Source organism: Streptomyces hokutonensis, from assembly GCF_000376565.1.
GTDB lineage: Bacteria > Actinomycetota > Actinomycetes > Streptomycetales > Streptomycetaceae > Streptomyces > Streptomyces hokutonensis.
Genome location: NZ_BARG01000042.1, coordinates 62,240 through 74,870, shown reverse-complemented (window position 1 = coordinate 74,870; position 12,631 = coordinate 62,240). Strand labels below are relative to the sequence as shown.

Sequence of the window (12,631 nt, the reverse complement as noted above, 5' to 3'; positions counted from 1 at the left end):
GGGGTGCGGGGCGTCGTCGTAGCGGACAGGCTTGTTACTTCACGGGCTGGGGCTCCGGGGCGTTCTCCGGTTCCGCCGTGCCCGCGGGGGGCTCGTCGTCGGCCGGCTTCTTGACCGAGTCCAGGAGGAGTTGCGCTACGTCGACCACCTGGATCGACTCCTTCGCCTTGCCGTCGTTCTTCTTGCCGTTGACCGAGTCGGTCAACATGACGAGGCAGAAGGGGCAGGCCGTCGACACGATGTCGGGGTTCAGGGAGAGGGCCTCGTCCACGCGCTCGTTGTTGATGCGCTTGCCGATGCGCTCTTCCATCCACATGCGGGCGCCGCCCGCGCCGCAGCAGAAGCCGCGTTCCTTGTGGCGGTGCATCTCCTCGTTGCGGAGGCCGGGGACGCTGGCGATGATCTCGCGCGGGGGCGTGTAGATCTTGTTGTGGCGGCCCAGGTAGCACGGGTCGTGGTAGGTGATGATGCCCTCGACGGGCGTCACCGGGATCAACTTGCCCTCGTCGACGAGGTGTTGGAGCAGCTGGGTGTGGTGGACGACCTCGTAGTCGCCGCCGAGCTGCGGGTACTCGTTGCCGATGGTGTTGAGGCAGTGCGGGCAGGTCGCGACGATCTTCTTCGCGGCGCGGGGCTTCGCCGACTCCGGCACCACCTTGCCGTCGTCGTCCAGTTCCTCGCCGAACGCCATGTTCAGTGCCATGACGTTCTCCATGCCGAGCTCCTGGAAGAGGGGCTCGTTGCCGAGGCGGCGCGCGGAGTCGCCGGTGCACTTCTCGTCGCCGCCCATGATCGCGAACTTGACGCCCGCGATGTGGAGGAGTTCCGCGAAGGCCTTCGTGGTCTTCTTGGCGCGGTCCTCCAGGGCGCCGGCGCAGCCGACCCAGTACAGGTACTCGACCTCGGTGAGGTCCTCGATGTCCTGGCCGACGACCGGGACCTCGAACTCGACCTCCTTGAGCCACTCCAGGCGCTGCTTCTTGGCCAGGCCCCAGGGGTTGCCCTTCTTCTCCAGGTTCTTGAGCATCGTCCCGGCCTCGGACGGGAACGCGCTCTCGATCATCACCTGGTAGCGGCGCATGTCGACGATGTGGTCGACGTGCTCGATGTCGACGGGGCACTGCTCGACGCAGGCGCCGCAGGTGGTGCAGGACCACAGGACGTCGGGGTCGATGACGCCGTTGTCCTCGAAGGTGCCGATCAGCGGGCGCTCGGCCTCCGCCAGAGCCGCGGCGGGGACGCCGGCCAGCTGCTCCTCCGTCGCCTTCTCCTCGCCCTCCATGGACTTGCCGCCGCCCGCGAGCAGGTAGGGCGCCTTGGCGTGGGCGTGGTCCCGGAGGGACATGATCAGGAGCTTGGGGGAGAGCGGCTTGCCGGTGTTCCAGGCGGGGCACTGCGACTGGCAGCGGCCGCACTCGGTGCAGGTGGAGAAGTCGAGCAGGCCCTTCCAGGAGAACTGCTCGACCTGGGACACACCGAAGACGTCGTCGTCGCCCGGGTCGGTGAAGTCGATCGGCTTGCCGCCGGACGTCATCGGGAGCAGGGCGCCCAGGGACGTACCGCCGTCCGCGTTCCGCTTGAACCAGATGTTCGGGAAGGCCAGGAAGCGGTGCCAGGCGACGCCCATGTCGGTCTTCAGGGCGACCGTGATCATCCAGATGAAGGAGGTCGCGATCTTCACGCCGGCGAAGAGGTAGGTGAGGTTCTGGAGCGTGGAGACGTCCAGGTGCCGAAGGCCCGACACCACCGGGTACGAGATGAAGAAGGAGGCCTCGTACGCGTCGACGTGGTGCTGGGCGCCTTCGAGCGCGTGCAGCATGAAGATGCAGACGCCGACGATGAGGATGACGGCCTCGACGAAGTACGCCTGGCCGAAGTTGGAGCCGGCGAAGCGGGACTTGCGGCCCGGTTTGTTCGGCTTGCTGAGCTGGCGGATCACGATCAGGGCGAGGATGCCGAGGACCGTCATGGTGCCGATGAACTCGACGAAGACGTTGTACGGCGCCCACTCGCCGATGACCGGCAGCAGCCAGTCGGCCTTGAACAGCTGGCCGATGGCGTTGACGATCGTCAGCAGCAGCGAGAAGAAGCCCACCGCCACGAACCAGTGCGCGACCCCGACGACGCCCCAGCGGTTCATCCGGGTGTGGCCGAGGAACTCCTTGGCCACGGTGACGGTCCGCTGGACGGGCTCGTCGGTGCGGGTGCCCGCGGGCACGTTCTGGCCGAGTCGCATGAAGGTGTAGATCTGCAGGACGGCACGGGCGAACAGCGCCACACCGACCACGATCAGAACCAGCGACACGATGATCGCGGCGAGTTGCATTTCAGGGCTCCTCGGGCCTGCGAGGGGTCATTACCGAACCCAGAACATTACTAAGCGGTAACTTAATCGGTCCGACCGAGATTACCCCCATTCTCTGTCGCACTGTAGCCAGGCGTGCGGTGATCTATGTCGCTGAGGGTCGCCTTAAAAACCTGTGACGGTCCGATCGTGTTATTCGTACTGAATTGGTACATTTGCGTCTAATTTGGAACCGTGCTCTACGGGATTCTCGCCGCCACGACCGCCCTGCTCCTCTCCGCCCTCCTCGCCGCGCTGCTCCGGGTGCCCGCCCTGCGTGCCCGGATCGTCGACCGGCGGCGGCGCGCGCGGCCGGTACCGCTGCTCGGGGGACTGGCCGTCGTGATCGCCGTCGCCGCGGTCACCTGGGGGTGCGACTGGACCGGTGTCGCGCCGCTGGGTGATGACGTCGGCGGCCTGCTGGTCGCCGGGTCCGCCGTGGCCGCGCTCGGGCTCGTCGCCGACGTGTGGCGGCTCAAGACGCGGGTCCTGCTGCTCGGTACGGCGGTGGCGGCCGCCTGTGTCGTGCCGTACGGGGAGCTCGGGGTGGCCGGCGGGCTGCTGGCGGCGGCCTGGATCGTGTTCGTCGCCGCCGCCTTCAAGGGGCTCGATCACGCCGACGGGCTGGCCGGGACGGTGGGGGTGGTCACCGCCTTCGGGGTGGGGGCCTGTGCCGCGATGGAAGTGATGGACGGGCTCGCGGTGTTGCTGAGTGTGCTGGCCGCCGCGCTCACCGGGTTCCTGATGCACAACTGGCATCCCGCGCGGATCGCGCTCGGCGCCTGCGGGTCGCTGTTCACGGGCTTCGTGCTCGCCTCGGCGGCCGTGGTCACGCGGTCCGGACACGATCTCGCGTCCAGTGCGGGTGTGCTGTTCGCGCTCACCGCCCTCGCGAGCGCCGACGCCGTCCTGGTGCTGCTGTCGCGGCGGCTGGCCGGGCGGGCGCTGCTGCGGGGCGGCCCGGACCATCTCGCCCACCGGCTGCGGCGGTTGGGGCTCACTCCGCAGGGGGCGGTGGTGCTCCTCGGGCTCGGGGGGTTCTCCGGAGTGCTCGTCGGAGTGCTCGTACACAACGGGTGGGCGGGTGAAACCGCCGTGATGTGGGTGGCGGGCGGGGCCCTGGTCGTCGTATTCGGACTGCTTAAAGTCTCTGTCTACGGGGGGCGGCATGCCGCGTCAGCGCAGGTCAGGGCCCAGTTGCGTGTAAGGAACGGATAAGAGTTGAGCCTGCTCGACTCAGCTCTGTTGACCCAGCGATGAGTGTGGTGCACACTTGAGTCCGTTCCACTCAAGTCATTGCTGGAGGAATCAACCATGGCACGTGCGGTCGGCATCGACCTGGGCACGACTAACTCCGTCGTCAGCGTTCTTGAAGGCGGCGAGCCCACCGTCATCACCAACGCAGAGGGCGCCAGGACCACGCCGTCCGTCGTCGCCTTCGCCAAGAACGGCGAAGTGCTCGTCGGCGAGGTCGCCAAGCGCCAGGCGGTCACGAACGTGGACCGGACCATCCGCTCCGTGAAGCGCCACATGGGCACGGACTGGAAGATCGAGCTCGACGGGAAGCACTTCAACCCGCAGCAGATGAGCGCCTTCATCCTGCAGAAGCTGAAGCGCGACGCCGAGGCCTACCTGGGCGAGAAGGTCACGGACGCGGTCATCACCGTCCCGGCCTACTTCAACGACTCCGAGCGCCAGGCGACGAAGGAGGCCGGCGAGATCGCGGGCCTGAACGTCCTGCGCATCGTGAACGAGCCGACGGCCGCCGCGCTGGCGTACGGGCTCGACAAGGACGACCAGACGATCCTCGTCTTCGACCTCGGCGGCGGCACCTTCGACGTGTCCCTCCTGGAGATCGGTGACGGCGTCGTCGAGGTGAAGGCCACCAACGGCGACAACCACCTCGGTGGTGACGACTGGGACCAGCGGGTCGTCGACTACCTGGTGAAGCAGTTCGCCGCGGGCCACGGCGTGGACCTGGGCAAGGACAAGATGGCCCTCCAGCGTCTGCGTGAGGCCGCCGAGAAGGCCAAGATCGAGCTGTCCAGCTCCACCGAGACCTCGATCAACCTGCCCTACATCACGGCCTCCGCCGAGGGCCCGCTGCACCTGGACGAGAAGCTCACCCGCGCCCAGTTCCAGCAGCTGACGGCCGACCTGCTGGAGCGCTGCAAGACGCCGTTCCACAACGTCATCAAGGACGCCGGCATCTCCATCAACGAGATCGACCACGTCGTCCTCGTCGGTGGCTCCACCCGTATGCCCGCCGTCGCCGAGCTGGTGCGCGAGCTGACCGGTGGCAAGGACGCCAACAAGGGCGTCAACCCGGACGAGGTCGTCGCCATCGGCGCGTCCCTCCAGGCCGGTGTCCTCAAGGGCGAGGTCAAGGACGTCCTGCTCCTCGACGTCACCCCGCTGTCCCTCGGCATCGAGACCAAGGGCGGCATCATGACCAAGCTGATCGAGCGGAACACGACGATCCCGACCAAGCGGTCCGAGATCTTCACCACCGCCGAGGACAACCAGCCCTCCGTCCAGATCCAGGTCTACCAGGGCGAGCGCGAGATCGCGGCGTACAACAAGAAGCTCGGGATGTTCGAGCTGACCGGTCTGCCGCCGGCCCCGCGCGGTGTCCCGCAGATCGAGGTCTCCTTCGACATCGACGCCAACGGCATCATGCACGTGACCGCGAAGGACCTGGGCACGGGCAAGGAGCAGAAGATGACCGTCACCGGCGGCTCCTCGCTGCCGAAGGACGAGGTCGACCGCATGCGCCAGGAGGCCGAGCAGTACGCGGACGAGGACCACCGCCGCCGCGAGGCCGCCGAGTCCCGCAACCAGGGCGAGCAGCTCGTCTACCAGACGGAGAAGTTCCTCAAGGACAACGAGGACAAGGTCCCCGGCGAGGTCAAGACCGAGGTCGAGGCCGCCGTCGAGGAGCTGAAGGCCGCGCTCAAGGGCGAGGACACCGCCGAGATCCGCACCGCCACCGAGAAGGTCGCCGCGGTCTCCCAGAAGGTCGGCCAGGCCATGTACGCCGACGCCCAGGCCTCCCAGGCCGCGGGCGGCGACGCCCCGGGTGCCGAGGCGCCCAAGGCGGACGACGACGTGGTGGACGCCGAGATCGTGGACGACGAGCGCAAGGACGGTGCCGCGTGACGGAGGAGACCCCGGGCTTCGAAGAGAAGCCCGACGTCCCCTCCGGCGCCACCCCCGACGACGCCGAGCCGCAGGCCGCCGCCTCCTCCTCCACGGGAGAGGGGGCGGCCCCGGCCGGGGACGCATCAAGTGCACAGATCGCCGGTCTGACGGCCCAGTTGGACCAGGTGCGCAAGGCGCTCGAAGAGCGCACCGCGGACCTCCAGCGGCTCCAGGCCGAGTTCCAGAACTACCGCCGCCGGGTCGAGCGGGACCGGGTCACGGTCAAGGAGATCGCCGTCGCGAACCTCCTGACCGAGCTGATGCCCACCCTCGACGACATCGGCCGCGCGCGGGAACACGGTGAACTCGTCGGCGGTTTCAAGTCCGTGGCGGAGTCACTGGAGACCGTCGCCGCGAAGATGGGACTGCAGCAGTTCGGCAAGGAGGGCGAGCCCTTCGACCCGACGATCCACGAGGCCCTGATGCACTCGTACGCGCCGGACGTCACCGAGACGACCTGCGTGGCGATCCTGCAGCCCGGGTATCGCATCGGCGAGCGCACCATCCGCCCCGCGCGGGTGGCCGTGGCCGAACCGCAGCCCGGTGCGCAGGCGGTCAAGGCCGAGGACGAGTCCGAGGCCGGCGACGAGAAGGACAACGGCCCTGAGGAGGGCTGACGCACACACCGGGCGGGCAGACACCGGGCGGAAGGAGGGACGTCGAGGATGAGCACCAAGGACTTCATCGAGAAGGACTACTACAAGGTCCTCGGCGTGCCCAAGGACGCCACCGAGGCCGAGATCAAGAAGGCGTACCGCAAGCTCGCCCGCGAGTTCCACCCGGACGCCAACAAGGGCAACGCCAAGGCCGAGGAGCGCTTCAAGGAGATCTCCGAGGCCAACGACATCCTCGGTGACCCCAAGAAGCGCAAGGAGTACGACGACGCCCGCGCGCTGTTCGGCAACGGCGGCTTCCGCCCGGGGCCGGGCGGCGCGGGCGCCGGCAACTTCAACTTCGACCTGGGCGACCTCTTCGGAGGCGGTGCGCAGGGCGGCGGCGCCGGGGGTGCCGGCGGATTCGGCGGCGGGATCGGGGACGTGTTCGGCGGCTTGTTCAACCGGGGCGGCGCGGGCACGACCCGGACCCAGCCCAGGCGCGGCCAGGACATCGAGTCCGAGGTCACGCTCAGCTTCACGGAGGCCATCGAAGGGGCCACGGTCCCGCTGCGGATGTCCTCGCAGCAGCCCTGCAAGGCCTGTTCGGGCACCGGCGACAAGAACGGCACACCGCGCGTGTGCCCGACCTGCGTCGGCACCGGCCAGGTGGCGCGCGGCTCCGGCGGCGGTTTCTCGCTCACGGACCCGTGCCCGGACTGCAAGGGCCGGGGCCTGATCGCCGAGCATCCGTGCGCCGAGTGCAAGGGCAGCGGGCGCGCCAAGTCCTCGCGGACCATGCAGGTCCGGATCCCCGCGGGGGTCACCGACGGCCAGCGCATCCGGCTGCGCGGCAAGGGCGCTCCGGGTGAACGGGGCGGTCCCGCGGGCGACTTGTACGTCATGGTGCATGTCGACGCGCATCCGGTGTTCGGCCGCAAGGAAGACAACCTCACGGTGACGGTCCCGGTGACGTTCGCCGAGGCGGCGCTGGGCGGCGAGGTCAGGGTGCCCACCCTGGGCGGACCCCCGGTGACGCTGAAGCTGCCGCCGGGCACGCCCAACGGCCGCACCATGCGGGCCCGCGGCAAGGGCGCCTTCCGCAAGGACGGCACCCGGGGAGACCTTCTCGTGACCGTCGAGGTGAGTGTCCCCAAGGACGTCACGGGGAATGCTCGTGACGCGCTTGAGGCGTACAGAGAGGCCACCGCGGGTGAGGACCCGCGGGCGGAGCTGTTCCAGGCCGCGAAGGGAGCATGAGAGAGATGGACGGCCGTCGACGCAACCCGTACGAGCTGACCGAGGAGACCCCGGTCTACGTCATCTCGGTGGCGGCCCAGCTCTCCGGCCTGCACCCGCAGACGCTGCGCCAGTACGACCGCCTCGGCCTGGTCTCCCCGGACCGCACGGCCGGGCGCGGCCGGCGCTACTCGGCCCGCGACATCGAACTGCTGCGCACCGTCCAGCAGTTGTCGCAGACCGAGGGCATCAACCTGGCCGGCATCAAGCGCATCATCGAGCTGGAGAACCAGGTCGTGGCGCTCCAGCAGCGCGTCGCCGAACTCCAGGCGGCGGTCGACGGAGCGGCGGCGGCGATCCAGCAGCGCGAGGCCGCCGTGCACGCCTCCTACCGCCGGGACCTGGTCCCGTACCAGGAGGTCCAGCAGACCAGCGCGCTGGTGGTGTGGCGGCCGAAGCGGCAGTCCTCGGACTGACGCACCTTCACCTGTGAAGGGGCCCGGAGGCTCACCCGCCTCCGGGCCCCTTCCCGGTTGTGCGATCTTTGCCCACTCATGAACTCCCGTTGAGTGGAGGGTCGGTAAAGAGCGTTTGGATGGGATTCCGCAACGTCTCCACATACCAAACGGAACGTGGTGTTGCCATCTCGTTAAGTAGTTCCGCTTGACGCCGACGGCCGCAGCCGCGTTGGCTTTTCAGTCACCTGGGTTGCAATGCTGCGCCCACGTCCGGACGGCACCAGAAGTGAGCTCACCAATGCGTCGTATCGCCATATCCGTGGCCGCGTCCTCGCTGGCCCTGCCCCTGGCCGCCTGTGGCGTGCTCTCCTCGTCGGGGAGCAGCTCGGACGCCACCCCGGCCAAGGGCAACGACATCACGGTGGGCGTCCTGATGCCGGAGAAGACGAACACGCGGTACGCGGAGTTCGACTTCCCGATCATGAAGTCGACGATCAGCGAACTCACCGACAAGAAGGGCAAGGCCGAGTACCAGAACGCCGGCGGCGACGCGAGCGTCCAGGACAAGCAGATGCAGGCGATGATCAACCAGAAGGTCGACATCATCGTGCTCGACGCCGTCGACTCGCACCTCATCCTGCCCATGGTGAAGAAGGCCAAGGCCGCCGGCATCCCGGTCATCGCCTACGACCGCCTGGCCGAGGGGCCGATCGACGCGTACGTCTCCTTCGACGGCGAACTCGTCGGCGAGGTGCAGGGCCGCTCCCTGGTCGAGGCGCTCGGCAGCAACGTGGACACCTCCGACAAGGTCGTCATGATCAACGGCTCGCCGACCGACCCCAACGCCGGGGTGTTCAAGGCGGGGGCGCTGTCCGAGCTGCAGGGCAAGGTGACGGTCGCCGCGAGCTACAACACCGACAAGTGGGACCCGGCCATCGCCCAGTCGGAGATGACCAAGGCGATCGACAAGCTCGGCAAGGACAACATCGCCGCGGTGTACTCCGCCAACGACGCGATGGCCGGCGGCATCATCAAGGCCCTGCAGAACGCGGGCGTGACGAAGATGCCGCCCATCACCGGCCAGGACGCCGAACTCACCGCCGTGCAGCGGATCGTGACCGGCGAGCAGTACATGAGCGTCTACAAGCCCTACCCCGACCTGGCCGAGGCCGCCGCGAAGATCGCGGTCGCCAAGGTCCAGGGCAGGGACATCGAGTTCGACGCCCTCACCCGTGACTCGGTGGACAGCCCCACCAACAAGAAGATCCCCTCGCAGTTGGTGTCCGTGGTCGCGCTGACGAAGGACAACATCAACTCGACGGTGGTCGCGGACGGCATCTACAAGATCTCCGACATCTGCACCACCAAGTACAAGACGGCGTGCGAGGCGGCCGGGCTGAAGTAGCCCCGGTTCAGCCGGCGGCGACGGCGTAGAGCCGGGTGTCGTCGCTGCCCACGTACAGCACTCCGTCGGCGACGACGGGCGAGGAGGCCACGGGCCCTCCGGTCGGGAAGCGCCAGCGCTCCCGGCCGGTGGTGACATCCACGGCGTAGACGCTGCCGTCGTCGCTGCCGAAGTGGACGGTGGTGCCGGTGACCGCCGGGGTGGTGCGGACCGGGCCCATGGCCGTGAAGCGCCACCTGACCTCGCCGGTGGCCGCGTCGAGGGCGTACAGGCGCCCGTCGTCGTTTCCCACGTAGACCGTGCCGTCGGCGACCGCGGGGGCGGAACGGATGGGGCTGCCGGTGTCGTGGCGCCACTTCCGCTGCCCGTTCGAGGTGTCGAGGGCGTGCAGTTCGCCGCGCTCGTTGCCGATGTAGAGGGTTCCGTCGGAGAGGGCGGAGGGGCCGGAGACAGGGCTGTAGGCGACGCGGGTGCCCCACTTCTTGCGCCGGACGAGGGCGTCGAGGGCGTACACGTGGTTGCCCTCGTTGCCGACGATCGCCAGCGAACCGTCCATCGCGACCCACTTGAGCGTCGTCATGCCGACGGAGTAACGCCAGTGCGGGGTTCCGCCGTCGGCGTCCAGCACGTACAGCGTGCCGCTGTTGCCGACGCACACCCGGTCGTCGAGGACTCCCACCGTCGCGGACGCGCCGAGCCTCCTCTCGGCGAACTCCCAGCGTCCCTGTCCGGTGCCCCTGTCGGTCGCGTAGAGCGCCCGGCCCGCGGTGGTGTACACGAGATCGCCGCGGACCGCCGGGGCCGACCGTACGGGGCCGCCGTTGAGCGCGCGGCTCCAGCGCCGCCGCCCGGTGGCCGCGTCCACGGCGTGCAGGGAGCCGCCGTCGCCGCCCACGTACACCACCCCGTCCACCACGGTCGGCGTGGACCGCACGCAGTTGTCGGTCTGGAAGCTCCACAACTCGGTGCCGGGCCGCGCGGGAACGTCCTTGACGGGGGCCGGAGTTGGCGCGGGCGCGGGGACCGGCGGGGGAACGGCCTTCGCGGGGGCGGGAGTCGGCGCCGCGACCGGCGGTTCCGGATGCTCGGCGGCCGGTCCGTCCCCGAGAGCGGCCGGCCCGTCCCCGAGTTGCGACGCCGCCGCGCCCGACACGCTGCGGCTGTCGTCCTCCGTCAGGCGCCGGAGTTCCTCCTCCGCGCGCCGGCGCACCGTCGCGTTGCCGAATCGGCGCAGATGGGCGAGCGGCTCCACCGCGCCGAGCCGTACCAGGGCGATCGGGCTGTCCAGCGCGACCCGGATCTGCGCGGGCAGCGCCCAGTTGACGTTGCGGGCGATGACGATACGGCCCTCGACGTTCTCCTGTTTCTTGGGCCGCTGGTGCGGCAGTTCGGCCACGACCCGGTCGTGGACGTAGGAGTACAGCTCGTCGAGGGTGATGTCGCCGTCCCCGTCGAGGTCGGCGCCGCCGTCGCGCAGGCCCTGCACCAGATGGCGGGTGAAGACGGACTGCGGGGCGCTGCCGCTGACCCGGTCGCCCTCGAAGGAGTACTGGGTGGCGTCGGAGGCGGTGAGCACCGTACGGCCGCGGCCCTGGAACCGCTCCAGGGTGTGCACGTCGGCGTCGCCCTTGGTGAGCCGGGCGGTCGCGGGGAAGGCGCCGCTGTAGCAGCAGTCGAGGATCAGTACCTGGCGGCGTGACATGCAGCCGCTCATGGCCCGGTCGATCTGTTCGGCGGGCAGTGAGGTGAACAGGAGGTTGTCGCGGCGGGTGTTGGCCGCGGCGAGGTGGAGCCGGCCCTCGTCGTCCTTGAGGCCGTGGCCGGTGAAGTACAGCAGGGTGAGGTCGTCGTGGCGGCGGCCGTGGAAGAACGCGCCGAGTGCCTCGCCGATGCGGTGGTGGGGTTCGTTGACGAGGACCGTGACGTCGAACCCGGCGATGTTCGGGTCGCGCAGGACGTCGGCGAGCGCCTCCGCGTCGTGCGCGGGCGCGGTCAGCCGGCGCAACCCCTCGTCGTCGTAGGTGTAGTTGGCGATCAGGAGGGCCAGTTTCCGTCCCACGGCTACTCGGCGTCCGTTCCGTGCCGGCCGACGAACGCCTCGACCAGTTCCCGGCGTTCGTCGGCGGAGGCCCGTTCCAGTTCGATGGTGTCGCCGTCGATGGTGACCGAGACGCGGTGCCGGGCGGACTGCCGGCCGAGCCAGTCCCGCAGGGTCTCGACGAGCATGGGCAGGACCCCGCCCGAGGCGCTCAGAGCCAGTACCACGGCCCCGACGGTCACCGGGTCGACCGCCTTGGCCCCTTCGGGCGGCACGTCGCCGGACGCCGACGCGTGCACGCGCAGCACGTCGATGTCGAGCCCGCGGAGCTCGGCCCGCAGCCGGCCCACGAACCGCTCCGCCTCCTCCTGGTCCGCGGCGCCGTCCGGAGCCAGTCCCAGCAGTACCTCCATGGCACACCTCCCCCGTGTACCCAAGTGTGGTGACTCGGGGCGTCGGCCGGGGGAAATTCCACGAAGTCGGAACAAGCACCGCACACTTGACGTCCGTCATGCCACGCGCGTGAACTCCACCGTCACCTCCGGCGGTCCGCCCGCGACCCCCCGGTAGATCCCCTTGTGCGGGGTCACGTCGTCGTAGTCGCGCCCGCGTCCGACGACCACATGGGACTCGTCCGGGCGGGTCCGGTTCGTCGGGTCGTAGCCGCACCAGTCGCCGGCCCAGTACTCGATCCACGCGTGGCTCTGGCCGGCCACCGGGCGGTGCAACTCGGCCTCCCGCTCGGGGTGCAGATAGCCGGAGACATAGCGCGTGGGCAGCCCGAGCCCCCGCAGCAGCGCGATGGTGACGTGCGCGATGTCCTGGCAGACACCGGCGCCCTGCTCCCAGGCCTCGGCGGCGGAGGTGTTCACTCCGGTGACGCCGGGGAGGTAGGCCACCCGGTCGGCGACCAGCGCGGAGACCGCGACGGCCGTCCCGTGCGGATCGAGTCCTGCGGCCGCCTTGCGCGCCTTCTTCAGCAGCCTGGGCGGGACGGTCGTACGGACGGTGGGGCCGATGAACTCCAACAGGCGGGAGTTCGTGGTCCGTTCGGTGACCTCCTCCCAGGTGGGCGCGGGGCCCAGCGCGTCCGGCGGTGAGGTCTCGACGAGGCTCGAAGCGGTGATCGTGAGGTCGGCGTGGGGGTCCATCAGGTCGAAGCCGGTGACCTGGGTGCCCCAGTAGTCCCAGTACGACCAGGTGGGTGTCGTGGGGTTCACGGTGACGCGCGCGTCCAGCGTGGTCTGGCCGGGCAGCGTCAGCGGGGTCATCCGCACCTCGTTGTGGGAGGAGACGGCCGCCTGGGCGTACGACACGCGGGTGGTGTGGCGGATGCGAAGCCTACGGGTCATC

General features: G+C 69.5%; 10 protein-coding genes. 6 read left to right on the top strand and 4 right to left on the bottom strand.

Going from position 1 to position 12,631, the window contains the following annotated elements; all coding sequences use genetic code 11:
• Nucleotides 1–34: 34 nt before the first annotated feature.
• Nucleotides 35–2,326 (bottom strand): (Fe-S)-binding protein, encoded by a 2,292-nt coding sequence (locus SSP08S_RS25190; RefSeq protein ID WP_019070410.1) that lies wholly within the window; start codon nucleotides 2,324–2,326, stop codon nucleotides 35–37.
• Nucleotides 2,327–2,539: 213 nt separating this feature from the next.
• Between SSP08S_RS25190 and SSP08S_RS25185 the strand changes: the two genes are divergently transcribed.
• From SSP08S_RS25185 to SSP08S_RS25160, 6 genes are all read left to right on the top strand, one after another.
• Nucleotides 2,540–3,562 carry an MraY family glycosyltransferase gene (locus SSP08S_RS25185; RefSeq protein ID WP_019070409.1) on the top strand — a complete coding sequence of 341 codons (1,023 nt, stop codon included), beginning with the start codon at nucleotides 2,540–2,542 and terminating at the stop codon, nucleotides 3,560–3,562.
• 96 nt (nucleotides 3,563–3,658) lie between these two features.
• Complete coding sequence (gene dnaK / locus SSP08S_RS25180; RefSeq protein ID WP_019070408.1) at nucleotides 3,659–5,503, top strand: molecular chaperone DnaK; 1,845 nt, start codon at nucleotides 3,659–3,661, stop codon at nucleotides 5,501–5,503.
• Entirely contained in the window at nucleotides 5,500–6,162 is a 663-nt protein-coding gene (gene grpE / locus SSP08S_RS25175) for a nucleotide exchange factor GrpE (RefSeq protein ID WP_019070407.1), read from the top strand. The genes dnaK and grpE overlap by 4 nt, the downstream gene beginning before the upstream one ends.
• Nucleotides 6,163–6,210: 48 nt before the next feature.
• On the top strand, nucleotides 6,211–7,398 hold the full coding sequence (gene dnaJ / locus SSP08S_RS25170; RefSeq protein ID WP_019070406.1) for a molecular chaperone DnaJ: 1,188 nt from the start codon (nucleotides 6,211–6,213) through the stop codon (nucleotides 7,396–7,398).
• Nucleotides 7,399–7,403: 5 nt separating this feature from the next.
• The gene (locus tag SSP08S_RS25165) at nucleotides 7,404–7,853 is read left to right on the top strand and encodes a heat shock protein transcriptional repressor HspR (RefSeq protein ID WP_019070405.1); all 450 of its coding nucleotides are present in this window, start codon (nucleotides 7,404–7,406) and stop codon (nucleotides 7,851–7,853) included.
• Between the two features lie 280 nt (nucleotides 7,854–8,133).
• The gene (locus SSP08S_RS25160) at nucleotides 8,134–9,240 is read left to right on the top strand and encodes a sugar ABC transporter substrate-binding protein (RefSeq protein WP_078532510.1); all 1,107 of its coding nucleotides are present in this window, start codon (nucleotides 8,134–8,136) and stop codon (nucleotides 9,238–9,240) included.
• Nucleotides 9,241–9,247: 7 nt separating this feature from the next.
• Here SSP08S_RS25160 and SSP08S_RS58250 read toward each other — a convergent pair whose 3' ends face one another.
• From SSP08S_RS58250 to SSP08S_RS25145, 3 genes are all read right to left on the bottom strand, one after another.
• On the bottom strand, nucleotides 9,248–11,299 hold the full coding sequence (locus tag SSP08S_RS58250; protein WP_051105976.1) for a caspase, EACC1-associated type: 2,052 nt from the start codon (nucleotides 11,297–11,299) through the stop codon (nucleotides 9,248–9,250).
• Nucleotides 11,300–11,301: 2 nt separating this feature from the next.
• Nucleotides 11,302–11,691: an effector-associated constant component EACC1 gene (locus SSP08S_RS25150; protein ID WP_019070403.1), complete on the bottom strand. Its 390-nt coding sequence runs from the start codon at nucleotides 11,689–11,691 to the stop codon at nucleotides 11,302–11,304.
• A 96-nt stretch (nucleotides 11,692–11,787) separates the two neighbouring features.
• Entirely contained in the window at nucleotides 11,788–12,630 is an 843-nt protein-coding gene (locus SSP08S_RS25145; protein ID WP_019070402.1) for a transglutaminase family protein, read from the bottom strand.
• Nucleotide 12,631 lies beyond the last annotated feature (1 nt).

Coding starts and splice junctions, on each gene's coding strand:
- SSP08S_RS25160 (WP_078532510.1), top strand. CDS start 8,134: ATGCGTCGTATCGCCATATCCGTGGCCGCGTCCTCGCTGGCCCTGCCC.
- dnaK (WP_019070408.1), top strand. CDS start 3,659: ATGGCACGTGCGGTCGGCATCGACCTGGGCACGACTAACTCCGTCGTC.
- dnaJ (WP_019070406.1), top strand. CDS start 6,211: ATGAGCACCAAGGACTTCATCGAGAAGGACTACTACAAGGTCCTCGGC.
- SSP08S_RS25165 (WP_019070405.1), top strand. CDS start 7,404: ATGGACGGCCGTCGACGCAACCCGTACGAGCTGACCGAGGAGACCCCG.
- SSP08S_RS25190 (WP_019070410.1), bottom strand. CDS start 2,326: ATGCAACTCGCCGCGATCATCGTGTCGCTGGTTCTGATCGTGGTCGGT.
- SSP08S_RS25150 (WP_019070403.1), bottom strand. CDS start 11,691: ATGGAGGTACTGCTGGGACTGGCTCCGGACGGCGCCGCGGACCAGGAG.
- SSP08S_RS25145 (WP_019070402.1), bottom strand. CDS start 12,630: ATGACCCGTAGGCTTCGCATCCGCCACACCACCCGCGTGTCGTACGCC.